Origin of the sequence: Actinomyces radicidentis (assembly GCF_001553565.1) — a bacterium.
Taxonomy (GTDB): Bacteria; Actinomycetota; Actinomycetes; order Actinomycetales; family Actinomycetaceae; genus Actinomyces; species Actinomyces radicidentis.
The window spans coordinates 2,981,760-3,006,243 of the sequence record NZ_CP014228.1 but is presented as its reverse complement, the minus strand read 5'-3'; the positions used below and the strand labels follow the sequence as shown (position 1 = coordinate 3,006,243).

Annotated in this window: 21 protein-coding genes; 12 read left to right on the top strand and 9 right to left on the bottom strand. The window is 75.2% G+C overall.

Annotation, left to right across the window (positions count from 1 at the left end; genetic code table 11):
* Positions 1 to 2 precede the first annotated feature (2 nt).
* Complete coding sequence (locus AXF14_RS12720) at positions 3 to 443, top strand: nitrite reductase (NAD(P)H) small subunit (RefSeq protein ID WP_067943743.1); 441 nt, start codon at positions 3 to 5, stop codon at positions 441 to 443.
* A 139-nt stretch (positions 444 to 582) separates the two neighbouring features.
* Here the strand turns inward: AXF14_RS12720 and gcvH are convergent, their stop codons facing one another.
* The 5 genes from gcvH to AXF14_RS12695 all read right to left on the bottom strand — a co-directional run bounded on the left by gcvH (position 583) and on the right by AXF14_RS12695 (position 8,895).
* On the bottom strand, positions 583 to 972 hold the full coding sequence (gene gcvH, locus AXF14_RS12715; protein ID WP_067943741.1) for a glycine cleavage system protein GcvH: 390 nt from the start codon (positions 970 to 972) through the stop codon (positions 583 to 585).
* Between the two features lie 45 nt (positions 973 to 1,017).
* On the bottom strand, positions 1,018 to 2,322 hold the full coding sequence (locus AXF14_RS12710) for a glycine cleavage system aminomethyltransferase GcvT (RefSeq protein WP_067943739.1): 1,305 nt from the start codon (positions 2,320 to 2,322) through the stop codon (positions 1,018 to 1,020).
* Between the two features lies 1 nt (position 2,323).
* Positions 2,324 to 5,335, bottom strand: a complete 3,012-nt coding sequence (gene gcvP / locus AXF14_RS12705; RefSeq protein ID WP_067943738.1) for an aminomethyl-transferring glycine dehydrogenase — start codon at positions 5,333 to 5,335, stop codon at positions 2,324 to 2,326.
* Positions 5,336 to 5,559: 224 nt separating this feature from the next.
* Positions 5,560 to 7,758 carry an alpha-galactosidase gene (locus AXF14_RS12700; RefSeq protein ID WP_067943737.1) on the bottom strand — a complete coding sequence of 733 codons (2,199 nt, stop codon included), beginning with the start codon at positions 7,756 to 7,758 and terminating at the stop codon, positions 5,560 to 5,562.
* A 207-nt stretch (positions 7,759 to 7,965) separates the two neighbouring features.
* Positions 7,966 to 8,895 carry an aminotransferase class IV gene (locus tag AXF14_RS12695; protein ID WP_067943736.1) on the bottom strand — a complete coding sequence of 310 codons (930 nt, stop codon included), beginning with the start codon at positions 8,893 to 8,895 and terminating at the stop codon, positions 7,966 to 7,968.
* 123 nt (positions 8,896 to 9,018) lie between these two features.
* Between AXF14_RS12695 and miaB the strand changes: the two genes are divergently transcribed.
* From miaB to AXF14_RS12675, 4 genes are all read left to right on the top strand, one after another.
* Entirely contained in the window at positions 9,019 to 10,755 is a 1,737-nt protein-coding gene (miaB, locus tag AXF14_RS12690) for a tRNA (N6-isopentenyl adenosine(37)-C2)-methylthiotransferase MiaB (RefSeq protein ID WP_084355580.1), read from the top strand.
* Between the two features lie 18 nt (positions 10,756 to 10,773).
* Positions 10,774 to 11,586: an alpha/beta hydrolase family protein gene (locus AXF14_RS12685; RefSeq protein WP_067943735.1), complete on the top strand. Its 813-nt coding sequence runs from the start codon at positions 10,774 to 10,776 to the stop codon at positions 11,584 to 11,586.
* Between the two features lie 55 nt (positions 11,587 to 11,641).
* Positions 11,642 to 12,142 carry a GNAT family N-acetyltransferase gene (locus AXF14_RS12680; RefSeq protein WP_067943734.1) on the top strand — a complete coding sequence of 167 codons (501 nt, stop codon included), beginning with the start codon at positions 11,642 to 11,644 and terminating at the stop codon, positions 12,140 to 12,142.
* 135 nt (positions 12,143 to 12,277) lie between these two features.
* A complete protein-coding gene (locus tag AXF14_RS12675) occupies positions 12,278 to 14,662 on the top strand; it encodes a copper-transporting P-type ATPase (RefSeq protein WP_067943732.1) in 2,385 nt (794 codons plus the stop codon).
* Here the strand turns inward: AXF14_RS12675 and AXF14_RS12670 are convergent.
* From AXF14_RS12670 to AXF14_RS12660, 4 genes are all read right to left on the bottom strand, one after another.
* A complete protein-coding gene (locus tag AXF14_RS12670; protein WP_150118494.1) occupies positions 14,625 to 15,134 on the bottom strand; it encodes a VOC family protein in 510 nt (169 codons plus the stop codon). The two genes, AXF14_RS12675 and AXF14_RS12670, sit on opposite strands and share 38 nt — an antisense overlap.
* Positions 15,135 to 15,144: 10 nt before the next feature.
* Positions 15,145 to 15,291 carry a hypothetical protein gene (locus AXF14_RS14045; RefSeq protein WP_169798274.1) on the bottom strand — a complete coding sequence of 49 codons (147 nt, stop codon included), beginning with the start codon at positions 15,289 to 15,291 and terminating at the stop codon, positions 15,145 to 15,147.
* Between the two features lie 148 nt (positions 15,292 to 15,439).
* Entirely contained in the window at positions 15,440 to 16,819 is a 1,380-nt protein-coding gene (locus tag AXF14_RS12665; protein WP_067943730.1) for an ABC transporter permease, read from the bottom strand.
* Complete coding sequence (locus AXF14_RS12660) at positions 16,816 to 17,655, bottom strand: ABC transporter ATP-binding protein (protein ID WP_084355579.1); 840 nt, start codon at positions 17,653 to 17,655, stop codon at positions 16,816 to 16,818. The genes AXF14_RS12665 and AXF14_RS12660 overlap by 4 nt, the downstream gene beginning before the upstream one ends.
* A 120-nt stretch (positions 17,656 to 17,775) precedes the next feature.
* On the opposite strand from AXF14_RS12660, the gene AXF14_RS12655 reads away from it, so the two are divergent.
* The 7 genes from AXF14_RS12655 (at position 17,776) to dapF (ending at position 24,479) form a co-directional block, all read left to right on the top strand.
* Positions 17,776 to 19,131: a sensor histidine kinase gene (locus AXF14_RS12655; protein WP_084355578.1), complete on the top strand. Its 1,356-nt coding sequence runs from the start codon at positions 17,776 to 17,778 to the stop codon at positions 19,129 to 19,131.
* Complete coding sequence (locus AXF14_RS12650; RefSeq protein ID WP_067943729.1) at positions 19,128 to 19,889, top strand: response regulator transcription factor; 762 nt, start codon at positions 19,128 to 19,130, stop codon at positions 19,887 to 19,889. Before AXF14_RS12655 ends, AXF14_RS12650 begins: the two co-directional genes overlap by 4 nt.
* Positions 19,890 to 19,977: 88 nt before the next feature.
* Positions 19,978 to 21,048: a CobW family GTP-binding protein gene (locus tag AXF14_RS12645; RefSeq protein WP_067943728.1), complete on the top strand. Its 1,071-nt coding sequence runs from the start codon at positions 19,978 to 19,980 to the stop codon at positions 21,046 to 21,048.
* A 198-nt stretch (positions 21,049 to 21,246) separates the two neighbouring features.
* Entirely contained in the window at positions 21,247 to 21,648 is a 402-nt protein-coding gene (locus tag AXF14_RS12640; protein ID WP_084355726.1) for a YbjN domain-containing protein, read from the top strand.
* Positions 21,648 to 22,373, top strand: a complete 726-nt coding sequence (locus AXF14_RS12635; RefSeq protein ID WP_067943726.1) for a type III secretion system chaperone family protein — start codon at positions 21,648 to 21,650, stop codon at positions 22,371 to 22,373. The genes AXF14_RS12640 and AXF14_RS12635 overlap by 1 nt, the downstream gene beginning before the upstream one ends.
* Positions 22,370 to 23,509, top strand: a complete 1,140-nt coding sequence (gene miaA, locus AXF14_RS12630) for a tRNA (adenosine(37)-N6)-dimethylallyltransferase MiaA (protein WP_236755684.1) — start codon at positions 22,370 to 22,372, stop codon at positions 23,507 to 23,509. The genes AXF14_RS12635 and miaA overlap by 4 nt, the downstream gene beginning before the upstream one ends.
* A 10-nt stretch (positions 23,510 to 23,519) precedes the next feature.
* Positions 23,520 to 24,479, top strand: coding sequence for a diaminopimelate epimerase (dapF, locus tag AXF14_RS12625; protein ID WP_067943725.1), 960 nt, complete (start codon positions 23,520 to 23,522; stop codon positions 24,477 to 24,479).
* The last annotated feature ends 5 nt before the right edge of the window (positions 24,480 to 24,484 follow it).

Below are 24,484 nucleotides of genomic sequence, written 5' to 3'. Positions count from 1 at the left end.
ACATGACCGCCCCCACGACGACCTACACCTACGCCACGCCGACCGCCGACGGCCTCGTCAACGTCTGCGCCCTCACCGACCTCGGCGTCGAGCGCGGCGCCGGGGCCCTCGTCGGACCCCACCAGGTGGCCGTCTTCCGGCTCTCCGACGACTCGGTCCGCGTCGTCCAGCTCCACGACCCCTACGCGGGCGCCAACGTGCTCTCCCGCGGGATCGTCGGCACCCACTGGCTGCCCGGCGAGACCGAGGGCGAGGGCACGGAGGTCCTCATCCTCACCTCGCCGATCTACAAGCAGGTCTGGAACCTCGACACCGGCGCCGTCATCGACACCGCCGGCCGAGGAGAGCACCCGATCGCCGTCTTCACCGCGCAGGTGAGCGACGGCCGGGTCCTCGTCGACCCCGAGCCCACCATCGAGCCGGACCTCGGCTCGGACCACTGAGGCGGTCCCGGGAGCGCCCGGGACGGCACGACGACGGGCGGGGCCCGCACGGAGCGATCCGTGCGGGCCCCGCCCGCGTTGCGTCGTGCTCGGGAGCCCGCGGGTGACCACCTCGTCGGCGGGCCCCGGGGCCGCAGGCTCAGCCCGCGACGATCTCCGCGTCGAACTTCGCGGCGTAGTCTTCGGGGGAGAGGAGCTCGCCCTCGGAGGCGACCTGGACGGTGAAGAGCCAGCCGGCGCCGTACGGGTCGGCGTTGATCGTGCCGGGCTCGTCCACGACGGCCTCGTTGACCTCGACGACGGTGCCCGTCACCGGGGAGACGAGGTCGGAGACGGACTTCGTGGACTCGAGCTCGCCGCAGGGCTCGCCCGCCTCGACCTCGGCGCCCACCTCGGGCAGGTCGACGAAGACGATCTCGCCGAGCGCGTCGGAGGCGACGGCGGTGATGCCGACGCGCGGCGGCTGCTCGGCGGAGAGCCACTCGTGGTCGACGGAGTAGCGCAGGTCGGGGCGGATGGGCTGTGCCATGGGTGGTGTCCTTCTCTCGTGGGGCTGGTGGAGGGGGCGGTGCGCTCAGCGCGCCCGCTTGTAGAACGGGGTGGCGACGACGGTCATCGGCAGGCGCTTCCCGCGCACGTCCGCGGCGAGGACCGTGCCGACCGGCCAGGTCGGCTCGTCGCCCGAGTACGGGGCGAGGAGAGCCAGGGCGACCGGGTGGCCGAGCGTGGGGGAGAGCAGGCCCGAGGTGACGGCGCCGAGCTCGCGGGTCCCGGCCTCGCCGTCCTCGACGAGGATCGTGGAGCCCGCGCGGGCGGCGCGGCGGCCCTCGCCGGTCAGGGCCACGAGGACGCGCGTGCCCGGCTCGCCCTCGCGCTCGGCGCGGGCGGCCAGGGCCTCGCGGCCGACGAACTCGGGCTTGTCGAGCTTGACGACGGCGCCGAGCGAGGCGTCGAAGGGCGTGATGCCCTCGGTGAGCTCGTGGCCGTAGAGCGGCATCCCGGCCTCGAGGCGCAGGGAGTCTCGGGCGGCCAGTCCGCAGGGCGTGAGCGCCGGCAGCTCGGCGGCGTCGGGGCCGGCGCCCTCCTCGCCCGGGGTGGGCGGGAGGGTGGCGGCGTGCTCGGTGATGACGCGCCAGAGGTCCTCGGCGTCCTCGGAGCCGCAGAAGAGCTCGAAGCCGTCCTCACCGGTGTACCCGGTGCGGGCCAGGAGGATCGAGTGGCCGGCGGCCGTGGCGCGCACCGCGGCGTAGTAGCGCAGGCGCGCCAGGATCCCGTCCCCGCACAGGACGTCGGGGCCGCAGTCGCCGTCGGCGTCCCCGCCCTCGACGGGCCGCAGGGCGGCCGGGATGGCGGCGCCGGACTCGACGACGCCGCGCAGGATCTCCTCGGCGCGCGGCCCCTGGACGGCGATGAGGCTCGTGCGCAGGGAGATCTCCTCGACCTCGCACTCGAAGCCGGCGCAGCGCTCGGCGAGGGCGGCGGCGACGCGCTCGCGGTTGCCGGCGTTGGGGACGACGAGGTACTCCTCGTCGCCGACGCGGTAGACGATGAGGTCGTCGAGGATCCCGCCGTCCTCGGCGACGATCATGGTGTAGCGGGCCCGTCCGAGGCCGACCTTGGAGATCGTGCCGACGAGCGCGTGGTCGAGCGCGGCGGCGGCGCCCGGGCCGGTCACCTTGACCTCGCCCATGTGGGAGAGGTCGAAGATGCCGGCGGAGCGGCGCACGGCGTGGTGCTCGGCGAGGTCGGAAGCGTAGCGCAGCGGCATGTCCCAGCCGCCGAAGTCCGTGAAGGAGGCGCCGAGGGCCTCGTGGACGACGTGGAGGGCGGTGCGGCGCGGTGCGTTCTCAACGGCGGTGATCGTGTCGGCGGTGGTCATCTCAGCTCTCCTTCGCGCTGGTGGTGGTCGTTGCCTCGGCGTCCTCGAAGGCGTTCGGGGCGGGGCAGGTGCACATGAGGTTGCGGTCGCCCCAGGCGTTGTCGATGCGGCCGACCGGGGCGAAGTACTTGTCGCGATCCATCCCCGGCAACGGGAAGGCCGCCTTGGAGCGCGGGTAGACGCGGTCCCACTCGTCGCCGGCGACCTGCGCGAGCGTGTGCGGGGCGCGGCGCAGCACGGACTGCTCGAGGTCGAGGCCGTCCGCGACCTCGTCGATCTCGGCGCGGATGGCGCGCATGGCGGCGATGAAGCGGTCGAGCTCCTCGAGGGGCTCGGACTCGGTGGGCTCCACCATGAGGGTGCCGGGCACCGGGAAGGAGAGCGTCGGGGCGTGGAAGCCGTAGTCGATGAGCCTCTTGGCGACGTCCTCGGCGGTCACCCCGGTGGCGGCGGTGAGCTCGCGCAGGTCGAGGATGCACTCGTGGGCGACGAAGCCGCCCGGACCCGTGTAGAGGGTCGGGAAGGCCTCCGCCAGCTCGCGCGAGACGTAGTTCGCGTTGGCGATCGCGGACAGGGAGACCTCGCGCAGGTCGGCGTCGTCGAGCAGGGCCAGGTAGGTCCAGGACAGGGGCATGACGCCGGCCGACCCGAAGCGGGTGCCCATGACGGGGGCGCCGCCGAAGCCGGCGTCGGGGTCGTCCTCGTCGGGGAGGGCCGAGCCCTCGGGGCCGGCGGGCAGGTAGGGGGCCAGGTGCTCCTTGACTGCGACCGGGCCGACGCCCGGGCCGCCGCCGCCGTGCGGGACGGCGAAGGTCTTGTGCAGGTTGAGGTGGGAGCAGTCGCCACCGAGGTCGCCCGGGCGCAGCAGCCCGGTCAGCGCGTTGAGGTTGGCGCCGTCGATGTAGACCTGGCCGCCGGCCTCGTGGACGAGGCGCGTCACCTCGGTGACCTGCGGCTCGAAGACGCCGTGGGTCGAGGGGTAGGTGAGCATGATGGCGGCGACGCGGTCCCCGAGCTCGGCCAGCGTGGCCTTGAGGTCCTCGACGTCGATGGAGCCGTCCTCGGCGGTGGCGACGACCTTGACGGCGAGGCCCGCGCCGGCGGCGGAGGCGGCGTTGGTGCCGTGCGCGCTCGCGGGCACGAGGCAGACGTCGCGCCGGCCCTGGCCGTTCTCGTGCAGGTAGTGCTTGATGGCGAGCAGGCCGGTGAGCTCGCCCTGGGCGCCGGAGGCCGGCTGCAGGGTGACGCGGTCGTAGCCGGCGAGGGCGGCGAGGCGCTCGGAGAGCTGGGTGAGGATGAGCCGCCAGCCGATGGTCTGCTCGGCGGGGGCGTAGGGGTGGATCCCGGCGAGCGCCGGCTCGAGCCAGACGGCGGACTGGGCCGCCGCGTTGAGCTTGAGGGTGCACGAGCCCAGCGGGATCATCGTGCGGTCCAGGGCGAGGTCGCGGTCCCCGAGGCGCCGGATGTAGCGCACGAGGGCGGGCTCGGAGCGGTAGGCGTGGAAGGACGGGTGGGTGAGGAACCCGCTCGTGCGGGCCAGTCCGGCCGGGAGGGGGAGGTTCTCGGCCTGCTCGTCGGTGGGCTCCCACTCGAGCTCGCCGGGGCGCAGGCCGGCCAGGGCCTCGATGACGGTGGTGACGTCGGTGCCCGTCGTCGTCTCGTTCGTGGACAGGCCGACGTGGTCGGCGTCGAGGAGACGCAGGTTGAGCCCGCGCTCGGCGGCGCGGGCGACGGCGGCCTCGGCCCCGCCGGGGACGACGACGCTGAGGGTGTCGAAGAAGGACTCGTGCTCGAGGGCGAGCCCGGCGTCCTTCGCGCCGACGGCGATCCTCGCGGCCTGGCGGTGGACGTGCTCGGCGATGGCGGTGAGGCCCTCGGGGCCGTGGTGGACGCACGTGAAGGCGGCGACGACGGCGAGGAGCGCCTGCGCGGTGCAGATGTTGGAGGTGGCCTTCTCGCGGCGGATGTGCTGCTCGCGGGTCTGGAGGGCGAGGCGGTAGGCCTCGTGGCCCTCGGCGTCGTGGGAGACGCCGACGATGCGACCGGGGATCTGGCGCTGGAGCGTCGTGGTGACGGTCATGAAGCCGGGGTGCGGGCCGCCGAAGAACAGAGGGACGCCGAGGCGCTGGGCGGAGCCGACGGCGATGTCCGCGCCGATCGCGCCCGGCTCGGTGAGGAGCGTGAGGGCGAGCGGGTCGGCGTCGACGGCGACGAGTCCGCCGGCCTCGTGGACGGCGGCGACGGCGGCGGCGAGGTCCTGGACGGCGCCGCGCGTGGTGGTGTGGGCGAGGACGGCGCCCAGGACCGGGGCGGAGCCCTCGGGCAGGGCGGTGCCGGCGGCGACGGCCTGGGCGCTCGCGCGGACGGTCGGCAGGCCGAGGCTCTCGCAGCGCGCCTCGGCGACCTGGAGGCACTGGGGGTGGAGGCCCTCGTCGAGGACGATGGCGCGGCCCTCGGGCCTGCGCACGCCGCGGTGGATGAGGAGGACGGCCTCGGCGACGGCGGTGGCCTCGTCGAGCAGCGAGGTGCAGGCCACCGGCAGGCCGGTGAGGTCGGAGACGACCGTCTGGAAGAGGAGCTGCGCCTCGAGGCGGCCCTGGCTGATCTCGGCCTGGTAGGGGGTGTAGGCGGTGGTCCAGGCGGGGTCGGACAGGACGTCGCGGACGATGACGGCCGGGGTGACGGTCGGGTGGTAGCCGCGGCCGATCATCTCGGTGTGGGGGTCGTTGAGTGCGGCGAGGCGGCGCAGGGTCTCGATGGCCTGCGCCTCGGAGAGCCCGCCGGTGGGGGCCCGGCGCTCCTCGGGCGTCTCGTGCGCGGCGGGATCCAGACGGGGCAGGCCGGCCGGGACGACGGCGTCGGCGAGCTCCTCGAGGGAGCCGACGCCGAGGACACCGAGGATCGGCGAGGCTGAGCGGGTGCCGGCACCGGCGCCGGACGCGTCGTGGAGGGCCTGGTGGGCTCCGACGTGGCGGCTGGCGAACGGGGCGTGCGGGGTGGCGGGGTGTGCCATCGTGACCTCCGGTCGGGGATGAACCGGGTCACATCCTAAGGTCGGACATGTCCTCCGTGTGACAGGTGACGCACCTGGGAAACGCTGCGACGGCGCGCATAAGGATGCGCGCCGTCCCGGCGTGGCCAGGCAGGGCGGGACCGGCGGTGAGGCCGCGGCGCTCGCGGGCCCGACCCGACGGCGGCACCGGCGCCCCGCCTTCGGAGCGGTCCCCGCAGGCGGGGTCAGACCGCGGTCGCGCGGACGAGGACGAGGTGGTCCGGGTGCAGACCGGGCAGGCCGATGCCGACCGTCGTGAGGTAGGCGCCCGGCAGCGTGACGCCCTCGGCCATCCATCCGGCGGGCCTGTTCAGCTCCGGGTAGGCCGGGGTTGCGAGCTCGACGCGGTAGCTGCGCTCGGGGTCGAGGCCGGGCAGGGGCTGCGGCGAGGCCGGCCAGGCGACCGTCTGGCCGATGGCCGCGAGCTCGTAGAGCGCCTCCGAGCCGTCGGTGGCGACGACGCCCTCGACGCGCAGCGCGTCGTCGACGGCGGTGTCCGCGTGGACGGTGCGCCCGGAGTGCAGGAGGTCGCGGTGCTCCTTGTGCAGGGCGATGATCGAGGTGAGCAGGTCGAGCGTGGCGTCGTCGGCGCTCGTGAGGTCCCACTCGACGCCCATGTGGCCCCACAGGGCGGTGCCGGCGCGGAAGGTGACGTCGAGGTCGCGCAGGGTCGTGTGGGCGCGGGCGGTGCCGACGTGGGTGCCCATGACCTCCGGCGGGATGAGGAGGACGGTGCCGCGCTGGATGTCCTGGCGGTCGTGGGCGTCGATGGAGTCCGAGGTCCACACGCGCTGGCTGTGCTCGAGGACGCCCATGTCGATGCGGCCGCCGCCGCCCGCGCAGGACTCGATCTCGAGGCCGGGGTGGCGCTCGCGCAGGGCGTCCATGAGCTCGTAGAGGGCGAGGGTCTGCTCGTGGACGGCGGAGGCGCCGCTGCGGCCGTGGCGCACCGAGCGCGGCTCGACCATGTGGGAGACGCCGACGGCGGGGGAGTTGTGGTCCCACTTGATGTAGTCGATGCCGACCCGCTCGACGAGGTCGGAGATCTCGCCCAGGAGGTAGTCGAGGGCGCCGGGGGCGTTGAGGTCGAGGATGCGCTGCTGGCGGTGCTCGGGGGTGCCCTCGCCGCCGTCGGAGAGGATCCACTCGGGATGGCGGCGGGCGAGCTCGGAGTCGACGTTGATGGACTCGGGCTCGAACCAGAGGCCGAACTCCATGCCGAGGTCGCGCACGTAGGAGGCGATGGGCTCCAGGCCCTGGGGCCACATCTCCTCCGAGACCTGCCAGTCACCCAGGCCCGAGGTGTCGTCGCGGCGGGAGCCGAACCAGCCGTCGTCGAGGACGAAGCGCTCGATGCCGACCCTGGCGGCGCGGTGGGCGAGGGCCTTGAGCTTGTCGAGGTCGTGGTCGAAGTACACGGCCTCCCAGGTGTTGAGGATGACGGGCCGCGGGGTGGTCGGGTGCGCGGGGAGGCTGCGCAGGTAGTCGTGGGAGCGGTGGGAGACGGCGTCGAGGCCCTCGCCCCAGGAGAAGGCGACCCAGGGGGTCTCGTAGGTCTCGCCGGGGCCGAGGACGATCTCGCCGGGCAGGAGCGCCTCGCCGGCGCCGAGGAGGCGGCGGCCCTGCATGGGGTTGAGGGCGGCGAAGCGGGTGTTGCCGCTCCAGGCGGGGTGGACGGCGTGGACGGTGCCGGTGCGGAAGCCGAAGCCGGTGCGGCCGGCGGCGAGCCAGGTGGCGGCGTCGTGCCCGGGGCGGCCCTCCCAGGACTCGCGCAGGTGCGTGCCGGAGACGAAGGCGGAGCGCACGAGGTGGCGCTCGTAGATGTGGTGCCCGGCCATGTCGAGGAGCTCGTCGGCGGCGTCGGGGACCGGCAGGTAGGGGGTGAGCTCGGTGACGAGGAGGTCGCCGTGCCCGCCGAAGGGGGTGGCGGCGTCGGTGCTGGGGCGCTCGTCGGTGACGGCGGCGCGCACGCGGACGAGGCCGCCAGGCTCGAGGCGGATCTCGGTGGACAGGGTGATGGCGTCGGCCTCGTCGGTGCCGGAGGAGCGGACGATCTGGACGGTGCCGGCCGGGCCCTCCTCGGCGGTGACCTCGTGGGTGACGGCGCCGAGGTGCGGGGAGGTGCCGGACCCGTCCTCGCGGGCGACGGCGACGGCGGGGCGGGCGGACCAGCCGAGGGAGGCGAGGGGGAGGACGGGCAGGTCGTTGGCCATCCACTGGGCGTTGCCGTCCAGGGCGGTGCGGGAGGCGGTGGCGACGTCGGCGAGGGCCTCGGCGCTGAGGTCCCCGAGGTCGGCGCCCCAGTGGCGCACGACGGGGAGGCGGTCCTCGAGGAGGTCGAGGACGAGGGAGGTGCCGGCGGCACGCAGGTGGGCGAGGGGCATCGGTGTTCCTCCGTGGGGTGTCGGCGGGCTCCGCCGAGTTCTTTCCGGGGCAAAACTAATCACCTGCGGGGTCCCGTGCAAGGCTCCGCAGGCGCCCGTCGCCGGCCTCCGGGCTGGGCCGGGACGGCCCCGGCGGACCCGTCCTGGCCCCCACCGGGGCCGTCATCGGCCCGGGCCCCGGGGCGGCGCCCCGCCTGTCCCGAGCGCTCAGGAGCGCCGCGCCGCGAGGGCCGTGTTGAGCCCCGCCGTCAGCGCGTCGTCGACGACGAGCTCGCGCCCGTCGAGGTGCCGCACCGGGACGGCGTAGATCCCCGAGCCCGTCATCCACGCCGAGCTCGCCCGCTCGAGCTCCTCGACGCGTACGTCACGCTGCTCGGTGCGCAGCCCGCGCGCCTCGAGCACCCGGAACAGGTCCCGCTGGGTGGTGCCCGGCAGGAGGCCGCCCTCGGGGCGGGGCGTCACGGCGACGCCGTCGATGAGGAGGACGACGTTCCACGTCGGCCCCTCGAGGACGTAGCCGTCGGAGGTGACGAGGAGGGCGTCGTCGGCGCCGCGGCGCCGGGCCTCGCGCGTGACCGCCTGGTTGACGGCGTAGGAGAGGGTCTTCGCGCCCACGAGGAGCCACGGCGCGGACTCGCCGACGCCGAGCGGGAGGCCCCGGTTGAGGGTGACGAGGTCGCGTCCGCTCACACGTGGCCCCTCGAGCCCCTCGGGGACCCACGCGAGCACCCAGCCGACCGGCGCCGGGGGAGGGCCGGCCGGGTCGAGGGGCTCCAGGCCGCGGGTCATGACGACCTTGACGAGCACCTGCGTGTCGGCGGTGACGTGCTCGAGGTCCTCCGCGGCCGTGAGGACGGCGCTGTGGAAGACCTCGATGTCCGGCTCGGGCAGGTCGAGCATCCGCGCCGAGCGAAGGAACCGCGCCTGGTGGGCGTCGGCGGCCTGGATGGCCCCGTCGACGACGCTCACGGTCTCGAAGATCCCGTCGCCGCGGACGAGGCCGAGGTTGAGGACGGTGAGGGCCGGCTCCGTGAAGGGGACGTGGCGAAGGCGGCGGCCCTCCGGGCAGCGCGCGTCCTCGCCGTCGCCGTGCCGCACCGGGTCGTCGATGAGGATGAGGGAAGCGTCTTTGCTCATGCTCCGATCCTAGGGCGGAGCGCCCGCGGCCGCCCCCCCGATCGTGCCCGCGGGACCGCGTGGGCGAGGTCTCGTGCCCCGGGACTTCGGGGCGCCGGGGCGCGAACCCTAGACTGCCTAGCGATGACGACCGTTGAGACGATTCCGACCGCGCTGACCGAGACTCTCCCCGCGACGACGGACGGCGCCGCCGCGGGGACCGCCGGCGCCCTGCCCCGCACGTACCACGTGCGCACGCTGGGCTGCCAGATGAACGTCCACGACTCCGAGCACATGGCCGGTCTCCTCGAGGGTGCCGGCTACAGCCGCGTCGAGGACGTGCCCGCCGCGGCCGCCCGAGCCACCGAGGCCGGTGACAGCGGCGCCGACGTCGTCATCATCAACACCTGCTCCGTGCGCGAGAACGCCGCCACCCGCCTCTTCGGCAACCTCGGTCAGCTCGCCGCGGTCAAACGCGAGCGCCCCGGCATGCAGATCGCCGTCGCCGGCTGCCTCGCCCAGCAGATGGGCGAGGGGATCGTCGAGAAGGCCCCGTGGGTCGACGTCGTCTTCGGCACCCACAACCTCGACGTCCTGCCCGCGCTCCTCGAGCGCGCCCGCCACAACGCGGAGGCCGCCGTCGAGCTTGCGGAGTCCCTCAAGGTCTTCCCGTCCACGCTGCCGACCCGCCGCGAGTCCGTCTACGCCGCCTGGATCTCCATCGCCGTGGGCTGCAACAACACCTGCACCTTCTGCATCGTGCCCTCGCTGCGCGGCAAGCAGCGCGACCGCCGCCCCGGCGACGTCCTCGCCGAGATCGAGGCCGTCGCGGACCAGGGCGCCGTCGAGGTCACCCTGCTCGGCCAGAACGTCAACTCCTACGGCGTCGGCTTCGGCGACCGCGGCGCCTTCGCCAAGCTCCTGCGCGCCGCCGGCGGCGTCGAGGGCATCGAGCGCGTCCGCTTCACCAGCCCCCACCCGGCCGCCTTCACCCAGGACGTCATCGACGCCATGGCCGAGACCCCGGAGGTCATGCCGAGCCTGCACATGCCGCTGCAGTCCGGCTCGGACCGGGTCCTGCGCGCCATGCGCCGCTCCTACCGCTCCGCCAAGTTCCTGCGGATCCTCGACGACGTCCGCGCTGCCATGCCCGACGCCGCCATCACGACCGACATCATCGTCGGCTTCCCCGGCGAGACCGAGGAGGACTTCCAGGCCACGCTCGACGTCGTCGAGAAGGCCCGCTTCGCCTCCGCCTTCACCTTCGAGTACTCCCCGCGCCCCGGCACTCCCGCCGCCGACCTGCCGCCCGTCCCCGTCGACGTCGTCAAGGACCGCTACCGCCGTCTCGACGAGCTCGTCCGCCGCATCACGCACGAGGAGAACGTCAAGCAGGAGGGCAAGGTCGTCGAGGTGCTCGTCGCCGAGGGCGAGGGCCGCCGTGACGCCACGACCGCGCGCGTCTCGGGCCGCGCCGCCGACAACCGCCTCGTCCACGTCGCCCTTCCGGCCGGACTCGACGCCGAGGACTACGCAGGCGGCGCCCCGCGCCCCGGCGACATGGTGACCGTGCGCGTCACGCACGGCGCCCCGCACAATCTCATCGCCGACTCCGCCCTGTGCGGCACCGCGCTGAGCGAGGAGGAGCGCGCAGCGAACGAGGCCCTCAAGGCCGGCGACCGCGTCTGGTACGACGACGGCCCGGCCCTGTTCGAGGTGCGCCGCACCCGCGCCGGCGACGCCTGGGAACGCCACCAGGCCGAGGCCTGCGCGACCCCGGAGCCCGACTCCGCCCCGGTGAGCCTGGGCCTGCCGACCCTGCGCGTCGGCGCCCCGGACATGGGCGGACGCACCGCCCTGTCCGAGCCCCGCACCATCTGAGCGCGGAGGAGACCCTCCGTGCCCGTCCTCCGCGTCCCGCTCACCGTCCCCACCCGCGAGGGCGGCGTCCTCGACGGCGTCCTCAGCCGCCCGGCCGAGCTGGCGCTCACCGGCGAGGACGCGGTGGCCGCGCCGTCGGGCGCACGCCCGCCGCTCGTCGTCGTCAGCCACGGCTTCCGCTCCGACCTCACCCGCACCCAGCCGGTCGCCGACGACCTCGCGGAGGCCGGCGCCGCCACCTACCGCTTCACCTTCCGCGGCGGCTCCGCCGCGGGTGACATGACCGGCATGTCCGTCCTCACCGAGATCGCCGACCTCGCGGACGTCATCGACGCCGCGCTCGCCGGCTCCGCCTCCGGCGAGGGTGAGTGGGGCGCCGTCGACGCGACCCGGCTCGCGCTGGTCGGTCAGTCGCAGGGCGGCGCCGTCAGCCTGTACACGGCCGCGCGGCGGCCCGAGTCCGTCGCCTCGGTCGTCGCCTGGTACCCGGCCCTGTGCATCACCGACGACCTCCACCGGGGCCTGGGCTCCCTCGACGCCGTCGGCGAGACCTTCACCTGGATGGGGCAGCTCCTCGGACGCCGCTACGCCGCGGACGTCTGGGACCTCGACGTCGACGCCGAGCTCGCCCGCGTCACCGCGCCCACGCTCCTCGTCCACGGCACGCACGACCCGCTCGTCCCGCTCACGTGGTCCGAGCGGGCCGCGGACGTCATCCCGGACGCGCGGCTCCTGCGCGTCAACGGCGCCCAGCACGGCTTCCACGCCACCGACCTCGCGACGGCGCTCGCCGCGACCCGCGCCCACCTCGCGCGCACGGGCATCCTCTGACGGTCCTGCTGCGCCCGGCTTGACCGGGCTCGCGCCCCCGCCGACGATGGGTGCGATGACTGAGAAGATCCGCGTCGAGCGCTCCATCGCCCACCTGCCCGACTTCGAGCCGCTTCCCGCGGGCTGGCGCACGACCAGCCTCGCCGAGCTCGGCGAGGAGGCATTCTCCGGCGTGATGCTCCGCGCGAGCGAGGGAGACCCCTTCGAGACGAGCACGCCGGAGTCCGCGGTCTCGGACCTGCGCGAGCTCATCGAGGCGGCCGGGCCGGCCTTCGTCGCCGAGCGCTGGGTCGTCCTCTCCGACGACGACGGCGAGATCGGCGTCGTCCTGCCTCAGACCTTCCCGGGGCATCCCGAGACCGGCACGATCTTCTACCTCGGCGTCGTCCCCGAGCGGCGCGGGCAGGGCGCTGGGCGCCGTCTTCACCGCTGGGGCATGGGGCGCCTGCGCGCCGTCAAGGCCGAGCGCTACGTCGACTCCACCGACCCTCGCAACGAGGCGATGCGCGCGATCTTCCGCGCCAACGGCTGTCACGAGGTCGACGCCATCGGCTGAGTACGGGTCCTTCGACGGCGGCGCCGCCACCCGCGCCGGGTGACGACGCCGCCGTCGCGTCAGGCGGATCGCTCGGGAATATACCCGTAGGGGGTAGGGGTTATAGTGGTTGTCCAACGACCGAAGGAGTACCGCATGAGCACCCACTCGCACGCCCACCACGAACCGACGCCGGAGGTGTGGACCTGCCCGATGCACCCGGAGGTGCGGCAGGACGGCCCCGGGCAGTGCCCCGAGTGCGGCATGAACCTGGCTCCCGCTGACGAGGCCGCCGCCCCCGGCTCGCACTCGCACGGTGAGCACGCCCACCACGACCACCCCGGTGACGACCACGCTCACCACCATGCCCACCAGCACGACACCGGCACGGGGGAGCCCACAGTCGCCACGCCGGCCGTGGAGGGCGTCGTCTACACGTGCCCCATGCACCCCGAGATCCGTGAGGACCACCCGGGCTCCTGCCCGAAGTGCGGCATGGCGCTGGAGCCCATCGCCCCCAGCTCGGACGACGGCCCCAACCCCGAGCTCGCCGACATGCGCCGCCGCATGTGGATCTCCGCGGCCCTCGCGGTCCCGATCCTCGTCCTCACGATGCTCGTGCCCTTCGTCCCGGCCTGGGACGCCGCCATCCCGGCCGCCGTCTCGCAGTGGATCCAGTTCGCCCTCGCGACCCCCGTGGTCCTGTGGGCCGCGCTGCCCTTCTTCCAGCGCGGCGTCGCCAGCGTGCGTCACCGCTCGCTCAACATGTTCACCCTCGTCTCGCTCGGTGTCGCGGCCGCGTACCTCTACAGCCTCGTCGGTCTCCTCGCCCCCGGCCTCTTCCCGGCGTCGATGCGCGAGGACGGTCGCGTCGAGGTCTACTTCGAGGCCGCCGCCGTCATCGTCGCCCTCGTCGCCCTCGGTCAGGTCCTCGAGCTGCGCGCCCGCGAGACCACCTCCGGCGCCATCCGCGCCCTCATGGACCTCGCCCCGGCCACCGCGATCCGCGTCGGTGAGGACGGCACCGAGTCCGAGGTGCCCGTCGAGCAGCTCGTCCCCGGCGACGTCGTCCGCGTCCGCCCCGGGGACAAGATCCCCGTGGACGGCACCGTCACCGAGGGCCGCTCCAGCGTCGACGAGTCCATGGTGACCGGCGAGTCCCTGCCCGTGAGCAAGGAGGAGGGTGACGCGGTCGTCGGCGGCACCGTCAACGCCTCCGGCTCGCTGCTCGTGCGCGCCGAGAAGCTCGGCAGCGACTCGATGCTCTCCCAGATCGTCGACCTCGTCGCCTCCGCGCAGCGCTCTCGCGCCCCCATCCAGGGCCTCGTCGACAAGGTCTCGGCCGTCTTCGTCCCCGTCGTCATCGGCATCGCGCTCCTCGCCCTCGCGATCTGGCTCGCCGTCGGGCCTGAGCCGCGCCTCGCCCACGCCCTCGTCGTCGCCGTCTCCGTCCTCATCATCGCCTGCCCCTGCGCGCTGGGCCTCGCCACCCCCATGTCGATCATGGTGGGCGTGGGCCGCGGCGCGAAGGAGGGCGTCCTCGTCCGCGACGCCGAGGCCCTCGAGACCCTCGAGAAGGTCGACACCCTCGTCGTCGACAAGACCGGCACCCTCACCGAGGGGCGCCCCACCGTCACCGAGGTCGTCACCCTCGGTGACACGACTCGCGATGATGCCCTGCGGCTGGCCGCCGCCGTCGAGCGCGGCTCCGAGCACCCGCTCGCCCGCGCCGTCGTCGAGGCGGCCGCCGACGCCGGCCTCGACGTCCCCGCCTCGACCGACTTCGCCTCCACCTCCGGCGGCGGCGTCACCGCCACCGTCGAGGGTCGTGCCGTCACCGTCGGCAACGCCGGACTCGCTCTGGCCGCCTCCGACGACGCCCAGCGGGCCGAGCTGCAGGAGCGGGCCGACGCCCTGCGCGCCTCCGGCGCCACCGCGGTCTTCCTCACCGTCGACGACGCCCCCGCCGCGATCCTCGCCATCGCCGACCCGGTCAAGGAGTCCACCCCGCAGGCCCTCTCGGACCTCGCTGACGAGGGCGTCCACGTCGTCATGCTCACCGGCGACAACGCCGCCACGGCCCGCGCCGTCGCTGAGCGCCTCGGCATCGACGAGGTCCGCGCTGACGTCCGTCCCCAGGACAAGGCCGACGTCGTCACCGAGCTCACCCGTGCCGGGCACGTCGTGGCCATGGCGGGTGACGGCGTCAACGACGCCCCCGCGCTCGCCGCCGCCGCGGTCGGCCTCGCCATGGGCACCGGCACCGACGTCGCCATGGAGTCGGCCGGCGTGACCCTCCTGTCCGGCGAGCTCACCGGCATCGCGCGCGCCCGCCGCCTGTCGCGGGCGACGATGGGCAACATCCGCCAGAACCTCGTCTTCGCCTTCATCTACAACGCGATCGGGATCCCGGTGGCCGCGGGCGTCCTCTACCCGTGGCTCGGGGTCCTGCTCTCCCCGATGCTGGCCGCGCTCGCCATGGCGCTGTCCAGCGTGAGCGTCATCAGCAACGCAGCGCGGCTGCGCTCCGTGAGGCTGTGACGGCTCCTGGGCCTCCTGCGCAGCCGGACGGAGGCTCCCCGGTCAGCGCGGCAGCAGCGCCGCTCCGATGATGGCGAGGAGCCCGCTTGGCGACGAGCTCGATCTTGAAGCCCTGCGCGTTCTCCAACCAGCCGGCGTAGTGGTCGGGGCCGCCCGCCCACGGGTAGCGCTCCTGGTAGAGCGGCTGCCAACCGTGATCCGGTGCCGCCTCCATGACGGCGTCGACGGCGTCCGCCTCCCCGAGGGCGAAGGCGACGTGGTTGACGCCGGGGCGACGGCGGTCGTGACCACCGGGCCGCGTGTTCGGCGACGCGGTGAGCGTGAGGTAGCCGTCCTCGGCGGTCGCCCAGGACTCGCCCTCGTCCCAGCGCGCCTCGAGCGTCAGCCCGATGGCGTCCAGCAGCCAGCGCCAGGCGAGGAGCTCGGCGGCCGGGTGCTCGAGCCAGATCTCGACGTGGTGGAAGGAGGCCACGGGAGGACGCTCACTTCGCATCGTCGCAGCTTATGGCCTTGCGCATCCAGGACAGGATGCCCGGGCCGGCGAGCGCGCCCTTGTAGCCGCCGGTCATGTAGCCGGAGATCTGGCCGTTGACCCGCGTGTGGCAGTCGGCGCACAGGGGCTGCGCCATGGGGGAGCGGTAGACCTTCCCCCCCGGATCCTCCTGCGGCACTTGTCGCAGCGCGGTGCGGGCACGGCGTCCTCCTCGGGTCGCGGTCTGGTGCTCCCAGTATGCGGTCGGGCTGTCGACGGCGCACCGTGCTCGCGCCGGGGAGGCCTCAGTCCCGGCCGCGCAGCACCTCCCCGACGCTCTCTCCGCCCCCGGCGCGCGCGGAGAGGAGTACGGCGAGGCAGGTCGTCACGACGGTCATCGCCCCGACGACGCCGAGCGCGGCCCACGGCCCCTGACGGACCACGACGCCCGTCGGTCGTTCCAGTGCCGCCGCGAGCAGCGTGCTCGTCGCCACTGACACCACCAGGCCCAGCACCACCGCGCACAGCGAGTGGAGCACTCCCTCGAGGACCTGGGCGGTGAGCACGTCCCGCTCCTGCGCCCCGGCGGCCCGCAGGAGCGCCGCGTCGCGACGTCGACGGCTCGCGCTCATCGCGATGGCGGCGACGCCGCCCGTCCAGGCGGTCGCGAAGGCGAGCCCGAACATGGACACGAAGCCGGACAGGCGCATGTTGCCCACTCCCGCCGAGCGGATGCCGAACATGACGGCGACGAGCCCGATGGCGACCACGAAGGGCAGGACCGTGGCGGCGGAGCGCCGGGACTCGACCGCGGCCGTCCTCGCCGCGACGAGCCAGGACGGCCCTGGGACGGGCAGCAGCGCGAGCAGGCGCTCGAGGGTGGGCACGAGCCAGCGGGCGAGGACGCACACGAGGGTCAGCGCGGTGAAGGCCCCGCCGACGGCCGCGTTCGCCGTGTTCTCGGCGCTGAGCGTCCCGCGGTGCAGGGCGACGACGGCGGCCACGAGGCCCGTCGCGCAGCCCGCTGCCACCGCCAGCCGGGCGAGCAGCGCCAGCACCCGGCCGGCGCCCCGGCCCACGGGCCCGGACCGGCCCGCGAGGAGCACGGACTCGGGGGCCCGGGAGGCCCTTCGCGCGGGGCTCCAGCCGCCCAGGAGGACGGCGCCGGCGACGACGAGCGCCGTCCAGGCCAGGTCCAGCGGCTGCCAGTCGGGTGTCGTGCCTGGCAGCGCGACCTGCTGGTCGACGAGCAGCGGCAGCATGAGGGACGCGACCGGCCGACCGAGCGCGACCCCGCCGAGGGAGCCCACGGCCCCGACGAGCGCGAGCTGCCCCAGGAGGAGGGCGCGCAGCGCGCCGGGGCGCATCCCGAGCGCGCGCCACAGCCCGTGGTCGCGGCCGCGGGACTCGATGACGAGCGAAGCCGTCGCCGTGAGCACGCTCGCCGCGGCGAGGACGACCCCGGTGACGATGAAGCCGAAGACGGTCCGGGCCGCGTCCGTGAGGTCAGCGGACACCGGTGCGCCCTGGGAGGTCGTCCCCGTAGCCCCGGCCGCGGAGGCCAGCGAGCCGTGCAGGACCTGCAGCTCACCGGCCACGCAGGCACCCGCCATGAGAGCGACGACCACCGTCCAGGCCCACGAGGAGGCGTGACGGCGCAGGTCTGCGAGCAGCAACCGAGTCATCGGCCCTCACCCCCGCGGCGCGTCGCCAGCACCGCTCGCGAGACGGCGTCCGGGTCCCCGCCGGGCACGGAGCCGACGACGCGGCCGGCCGCCATGACGAGGACCGCGTCCGCGCTCGCAGCCGCCGTCGCGTCGTGCGTCACCATGAGGACCGTCGTGCCCGCCTGGGTGAGCTCGTGGAACCAGGTGAGGACGCGGGCTCCGGCGTCGACGTCGAGGGCCGCGGTGGGCTCGTCGGCGAGCACGAGCCCGGGCCGCGAGGCGAGCACCCTGGCGACCGCCACGCGCTGGCGCTCACCACCGCTCATCCGGTCCGGCAGCTGCCGCGCCCGGTCCGTCAGGCCCACGCGCTCCAGAGCCGCGTCGACCTCAGCGCGCGGGAGCGGACGATGGCGGAGCCGGCCCGGCAGCGCCACGTTGTCGCGCGCGGACAGGGCGGTGACGAGATTGTCGTCCTGGAAGACGAAGCCGACGTGGTCCGCGCGGAAGCGGGCCGCCGCCCGGGGCCGCAGCGCCGAGGTGACGGCGCCGAGGAGCCGGACCTCCCCGTCGGTCGGGCGGTCCAGACCGGCGACGCACTGCAGCAGCGTCGACTTCCCGCAGCCCGAGGCTCCCACGAGGGCCGTGAAGGACCCGGCGGGCAGGGCGAGGTCGACGCCGTCAACGGCGGTGACGCGCTCGCGGCGGCGCCCGGGGACGGTGAAGTCTCGCCGCAGGGCGCGGACCTCGATCGCGGGCGGACGACTGCCGTCGGTGGCGGGGCTCGTGGCGGGGACGGAACGCGGGTGATCGGGGATCGGGACCCGGTGCGGTGCGGTGCGTGCTGCGGGTGTCATGGCGGCAGTCCACCCGCTGGGCCCTCACACGGTCACTGGCCCTGGGGCCCGTCACGGGCGCGCCGAGGGTGGTGCCAGCACCCGTGCGGCGCGTGCGCGCGCCACCGTAGGGTCGCCGTCATGACCACGGCCCCGAACCAGCAGGGAGACGCGCGACGCCCACGACCGTGGAGGACCCTCGCGAGCGAGCTCCTCCACGCCCTCGCCATCGCCGCGCTCGCGGTCGTCGGCTGGCTCGCGATCCCCGTCCTCCACCTCGCAGTGCCGCTCCTCGCCGAGGGCGAGCGCGCCCTCGTCCGCGCGACCGGGGCCGGGGCGCCCGCGGGACGGCGTCCGGACGAGGACCGCTGGCCCTGGCTCTCCGGGCGTGTCGCCCGGGCCGCCTTCTGGCGCCAGGACCTGCCCCTCGTCCTCGGCGGCGCGCTGCTCGGAGCCGGCTCCTTCCTCGTCGTCGGCGTCGGGCTCGCGGGCGCCGCGACGATGATCGCAAGCCCCTTCCTCGCCTCGCCGCAGCACCCCGTCAGCGTGGACCTCGGCCCTCACCGCCACGAGGCCGTCGGCGGAGCCGAGGTGTGGTGGCTCGTCCCCGCCGGGCTGCTCGTGCTCGCGCTGACCGCGGTGCTGCTCCTGGCGATCGGACGGCTGCGCGCCCTCATGGCCCGCGCCCTGTCCCGCCCCGACGACGAGGAGCGCCTCGAGGATCTCTCCGCGGAGGTCGGGCACCTCACGGCCGGGCGCGCCACCCTCGTCGACGCCTTCGACGCCGAGCGGGCCCGCATCGAGCGGGACCTCCACGACGGCGCCCAGCAGGAGCTCGTCGCCCTCACCCTGAGCATCGGCATGGCACGCCTGCACGCCGAGCGGCTCGCCGCGGCGAGGCCCGACGGTGCGGCCGATGACGGCGCCGACGACGCCCGCACCGCCCTCCTCGCCGACCTCGACGCCGCCCAGGACCGCGCGGAGACCGCTCTGCGGGCCCTGCGCGAGACCGTCCACGGCATCCGCCCGGCCGTCCTCACCGAGCGCGGCCTCGCACCGGCCCTCCGCGACCTCGCTGCGCGCGCCCCGCTGCCCACGGAGGTCACGATCACGGGCGCCGCGGCCGACCTCGACGCCGTCACCTCCCCGGTCGCCACCGCCGTCTACTTCGCCGTCTCCGAGGCCCTCACCAACGCCGCCCGTCACGCTGGCGACGACGCGACCGCCCGCGTCCGCCTCGACGTCGTCCCGGCGGGTCTCACGGCGAGAGTCACCGACGACGGCGTCGGCGGCGCCGACCCGGACGCGTCCGGTTCCACGGGCCTGGCCGGGATGGCTCAGCGCGTCGAGTCCGTCGGCGGGAGCCTCACCCTCAGCTCCCCGAGGGGCCTCGGCACCACCCTCACCATCACCGCGCCCCTCACCCCGCCGTGGGCCGCGGTCGGCTCCGGCGCCGCCCCGGAGAGCGCCGAGCCGGGTGCGAGGATGCGCCCATGAGGATCGTGCTCGCCGACGACGTCGCCCTCCTGCGCGAGGGCCTCGCCAGCCTCCTGGCCGCCGCCGGGCACGAGGTCCTCGCCCAGGCCGCCGACGCCGACGCCCTGCGCGCCGAGGTCGCCCGCCTCGCGAGCGCCGGTGACCTGCCCGACGTCGTCGTCACCGACGTCCGCATGCCTCCCACCGGCACCGACGACGGCCTGCGCGCCGCCGTCGACCTGCGAGCCGAGCACCCCGGGCTCGCCGTCGTCGTCCTGTCCGCCTACGTCGCCGGCCCCTACCTGCGCGACCTGCTCGACGGCGCCGGGGAGTCCGCCGCGGCCGGCGCCGGGGGAGTGGGCTACCTGCTCAAGGAGCGCGTCGGGCGCGTCGCCGACTTCCTGCGCAGCCTCGAGCTGGTCGCGGCCGGCGGCGTCGTCGTCGACCCCGAGGTCATGGCGCGCCTCGTCCGCCCGGCGAGCGACGCGGAGGACCGAGACGACGACGGCGTCCCCACCGACCGCAGACCTGCTTCTGAGCCCGGCGCGGGCGACCCCGCAGCCGCCCGGCTGCTCGCGCGCCTCACGCCCCGCGAGGAGGAGGTCCTCGCCCTCATGGCCGAGGGGCTGTCCAACGCGCAGGTCGCCGAGCGTCTCGTCCTGTCCGACGGGGCCGTCGCCAAGCACGTCGCCAACGTCCTCGCCAAGCTCGACCTCCCGCCCGGCGAGGACAACCGCCGTGTGCGCGCCGTCCTCACCTTCCTGCGCGCCCGCGCCTGAGCACGCGCCGTCCGGTGCGGCCGGTCGGCCGTGGACGTCGGGCTCACCCGTCTTGCCCGCGCCCGCCACCGCGTCGCACCATGCGCCCGTGAGCAGTCGCCGGCCCGTCCCCGTCATCGCCGTCTCCGGGTACCTCGGCGCGGGAAAGACGACCCTCCTCAACCACCTCCTGCGCACGCGCGGCGCGAGCCTCGGCGTCATCATCAACGACTTCGGCGACATCAACGTCGACGCCGCCCTCGTCGCCGGGGAGGTCGACGAGCCCGTCGGGATCTCCGGCGGCTGCCTGTGCTGCCTGCCCGACGCCGGCGGCATCGACGCGAGCCTCGCTCGCCTCGTGCGCGCCCGCGCCGACCTCGACGCCATCATCATCGAGGCCTCCGGCGTCGCCGAGCCCGAGAACCTCGCCCGCCTCCTGCGCTCCTCCGCCTCCCGCTCCACCCGCTTCGCCGGTCTCATCGAGGTCGTCGACGCCCTCCACGAGTCCACCACCATCGACGCCGGCTCCGAGCCGCCCGCCCGCTACGCCGCGGCCACCCTCGTCGCCGTCACCCAGACCGAGCACCTCGAGCCCGCGGACCGCGACACCGAGATGGCGCGCGTACGCGAGCGCGTCGCCGCCCGCAACCGCCGCGCCCACGTCGTCGAGGCCCCCGGCGGGCGCCTCGACCCGCTCCTCGTCCTCGACGTCGCGCAGCGCCCGACCCCGCCCGGTGAGCTCCCGCTCGCCGAGCTCGTCCGCGAGGCCCGCGCCGAGCAGCACGAGCACCACGGCGGGCACCACCACGACCACGTCCACGCACGCTCCGCCGGCGTCCCGGCGGGCGCGCCCGTCGACGCCGGCCGCCTCGCCGACCTCCTCGAGACCCCGCCCGCCAGCGCCTACCGGCTCAAGGGCACCGTCGACGTCGCCGGCCCGGCGGCAGGGGAGCACCGCGTGCGCCGCTACGTCGTCAACGCCGTCGCCGGGCGCGTCCACCTCACCGCCGAGCCCGCCGCCTCACCGGTGAGCGACCCTCCCACGGGTCTCGTCGCCATCGGAACCGCCCTCGCCGACGACGTCGAGGACCGCCTCGCCGACGCCCTCGCACCGGCCGCGGCTCCCTCCGCCGCGGCCGGCACGGCTCGCCTCGAGCGCCTGCGCCGGCGGAGCGCCTGAGCCGCCCGGCCTCCTCCGCGGCCCATCCGGGCCCCGCCGCCGGAGGCCTTCCCGGTTCCGCTCACCGTGAGCGCGTGACGGCGCCCATGACGGCTCCCCGCCCCACTTGGCTAGGGTGGCCCCGTGCCCCAGACCGAACCGACGAGCCTCGACGCGCCCGTCCCCGCCGCACCCACGCCGGTCGACCTCGACCGCGTCATGGACTGCGTGCGCAACCTCGGTCTGCGCTTCTTCCTCGACGACGAGGGAGACCTCGGCATCCCGTGGCGCTACGTCACCGTCCACGCCATCTTCCAGGACACCCGCGCCCTCCAGATGCGCGGCGTCTGGCACCGCATCGCCGACACCGAGCACCTCGCCGCCCTGCGGCGCCTCGTCGAGGAGTGGAACGCCACCCGCATCGGCCCCAAGGCCTACCTCACCATCGCCGACGGGGGCGTCGTCCGCCTCCACGGCGAGGTCACCTACCCCCTCGAGGCCGGCATGACCGACGCCCAGCTCGGCGACTTCATCTTCACCGGCTGCCGCCTCATCGTCGCCCTCATGCGCGAGGCCGAGGAGCTCTTCCCCGACCCCCTGCGCGGAGCCCTGGAGCCGTGATGAGCCAGCGAGGCAACGGAAGCCCCGGCGGTCGCCGCCCGGGCCTGAGCGCCTTCATCGCCCGACTCCTCGGCAAGCAGTGGGACCAGCGCGTCCCCGCCTCCGAGGACCGCTCCACCGCCGACTCCGGCCGCGCCGCGCGCGACGGGGCCGAGCGACCCCAGCCCGGCGCCGGCGTCGAGGCCAACGACGAGGAGCTCCTCGGGGACGACGACGTCGTCACCGTCCGCGGCTCCGTCCACGACCTCCTCGCCACCGTCGGCCGCGACGCCCGACCGAACCGCGCCGAGCGCCCCGACCTCACCGCCCCGCTCACCCTCGACCGCGTCGAGGCCATGCTCACCGGCCCGCTCGGCTACGGCGTCCAGCGCCACGTCGAGGGCGGGCACCCCTGCCTGCTCGGCACCTGGGACGGCTTCCCCTTCGTCATCGAGGTCCCCGACGGGCACGAGGGCTGGCTCCTCGTCTCCGGCGACTGGCAGGAGCCCGCCCGCGAGGGCGAGCGCGACGAGATCGCCGCCAGCGTCAACGACTGGAACCGCGACAAGTTCTTCCCGACCGTCGCCATCGTCGACACCGACGCCGGCGCCCTCGTGCGGGCCACCTACCTCACCGACCTCACCGCAGGGGTGAGCGACAAGCAGCTGCGCCTCCACCTGGACACCGCGCTGTCCGCCTGCACGCAGGCTCTGTCCCACATCGGCCCGCTCCTGCCCGAGCTGTGAGCACCGGAACCGCCGGGCGCCCCCCGGTGCGGGTCGCCGTCGTCGGTCCGACCGCCACCGGCAAGTCCGAGCTCGCCCTCGACCTCGCCGACGCCCTCGCCTCCGCGCAGGGGATGCCCATGGGATCCGGCGCCGAGGTCAGCTCCGAGATCCTGAATGCCGACGCCTCGCAGCTCTACCGCGGCATGGACGTCGGCACCGCCAAGCTGCCGCTGCCCGAGCGCCGCGGCTACCCGCACCACCAGGTCGACGTCCTCGACGTCACCGACGAGGCCAACGTCGCCGCCTACCAGACCCACGCCCTCGCCGACCTCGACGCCGTCGCAGCCCGCGGGAACCGCGCGCTCGTCGTCGGCGGCTCCGGCCTCTACACGCGCGCCGTCACCGACGCCCTCGAGTTCCCCGGCGCCGACCCCGCCGTGCGCGCCGCCCTCGAGGACCGCGCCGGGACCGAGGGGACCCGGCGCCTGTGGGAGGAGCTGCGCGAGGCCGACCCCGAGGCCGGCGCCCGGATCGACCGCGCCAACACCCGCAAGATCGTCCGCGCCCTCGAGGTCATCGCCGTCACCGGCCGGCCCTTCTCAGCCACCCTGCCCCGCTACGAGGACCTCGTCCCCACCGCCCACCTCGCCCTGCGCCCCGTCGACGCCGACGGCGACACCGGCGCCGGACGCGCCGCCCTCAACACCCGCATCGACGCCCGCGCCGCCGCCATGTTCGACGCCGGCCTCGTCGAGGAGACGCGCGCCCTCCTCGAGCTCGGCCTGCGCGAGGGCGCCACCGCCCGCCGCGCCATCGGCTACGCCCAGGCGATCGGGGTCATCGACGGCGATCTCAGCCTCGAGCAGGCCGTCGCCGACACCGCCCAGGCCACCCGCAAGCTCGCCAGCCGCCAGATCAAGTGGTTCCGCCGCGACCCCCGCATCCGCTGGCTCCGCCCCCGCGTCAGCGCCGACGGCGCCTGGCTGCCCGGCGAGCGCGAGCGGATCACCGACGAGGCCCTCGCGATCGTCACCGCCGCCGACGCCGGCGAGCCCCTCCCGGCCGCCCCCTGGAACGCCGACGGCGAGCACGAGGCGCACGCCGCATCCACCGCCGGACGAGCCGGGGCCGGACCCGCGGCCGTGAACGCCTAGGCTGAGCGCCATGACCACCGCCCCCGGCCTCGTGGGCCACGAGCTCATCAAGGGCAACGGCACGCGCAACGACTTCCTCCTGCTCGTCGACCCCGAGCGGGAGGTCGCCGTGTCCCCGGCCGACGTCGCCGCCGTCTGCGACCGCCACGGCGGCTTCGGCGCCGACGGCTTCGTCCGCGTCGTGCGCACCGCCGCCCTGCCCGGCGCCGAGGACTTCGCGCAGGCGGTCCCGGAGGCCGAGTGGTTCATGGACTACTACAACGCGGACGGCTCCGTCGCCGAGATGTGCGGCAACGCCTCGCGCCTCTTCGCCGCCGTCCTCGACGCCGAGGGCCTGCGCCCCACCGCCGACGGCGAGTCCCTCACCATCGGCACCCGCGGCGGCGCCCGCACCATCACGCGGATCGGTGACCTCTGGACCGTCGACATGGGGCCGGCCCGCCTCACCCGCCCCGCCGGCGCCGAGGCCGACGTCGACACCGAGGGCTGGGACACGGCCGTCGACGTCCCCGGCCTCGACGGCGAGCGCGCCGCCCTCAGCATCGAGATGCCGAACCCGCACACCGTCGTCGCCCTCGCCGACGAGGACGAGCTCGACGCCGCCCTCTTCGCCGGCCTCACCGACTCCGACGCCCCCGGCTACGAGCCGCTCCCGCCCGAGGGCACCAACCTCGAGCTCGTCGTGCCGCTGGGCGAGGAGGTCGACGAGGAGACCGGCGAGCGGATCGGCGTGGCCCGCATGCGCGTCCTCGAGCGCGGCGTGGGGGAGACGCTCTCCTGCGGGACCGGCTGCTGCGCCGTCGCCGTCGCCCTCCACGAGTGGGTCGGCCCCCAGGCGCCCACCGACTACCGCCTCCTCGTCCCCGGCGGCGAGATCGGCGTCCACGTCGGCGAGGACCCCTGGGCCGACGGCGCCACCGTCCTGCTCACCGGCCCCGCCGAGATCACCGGGCGCGTCACCGTCTCCTGACGCCC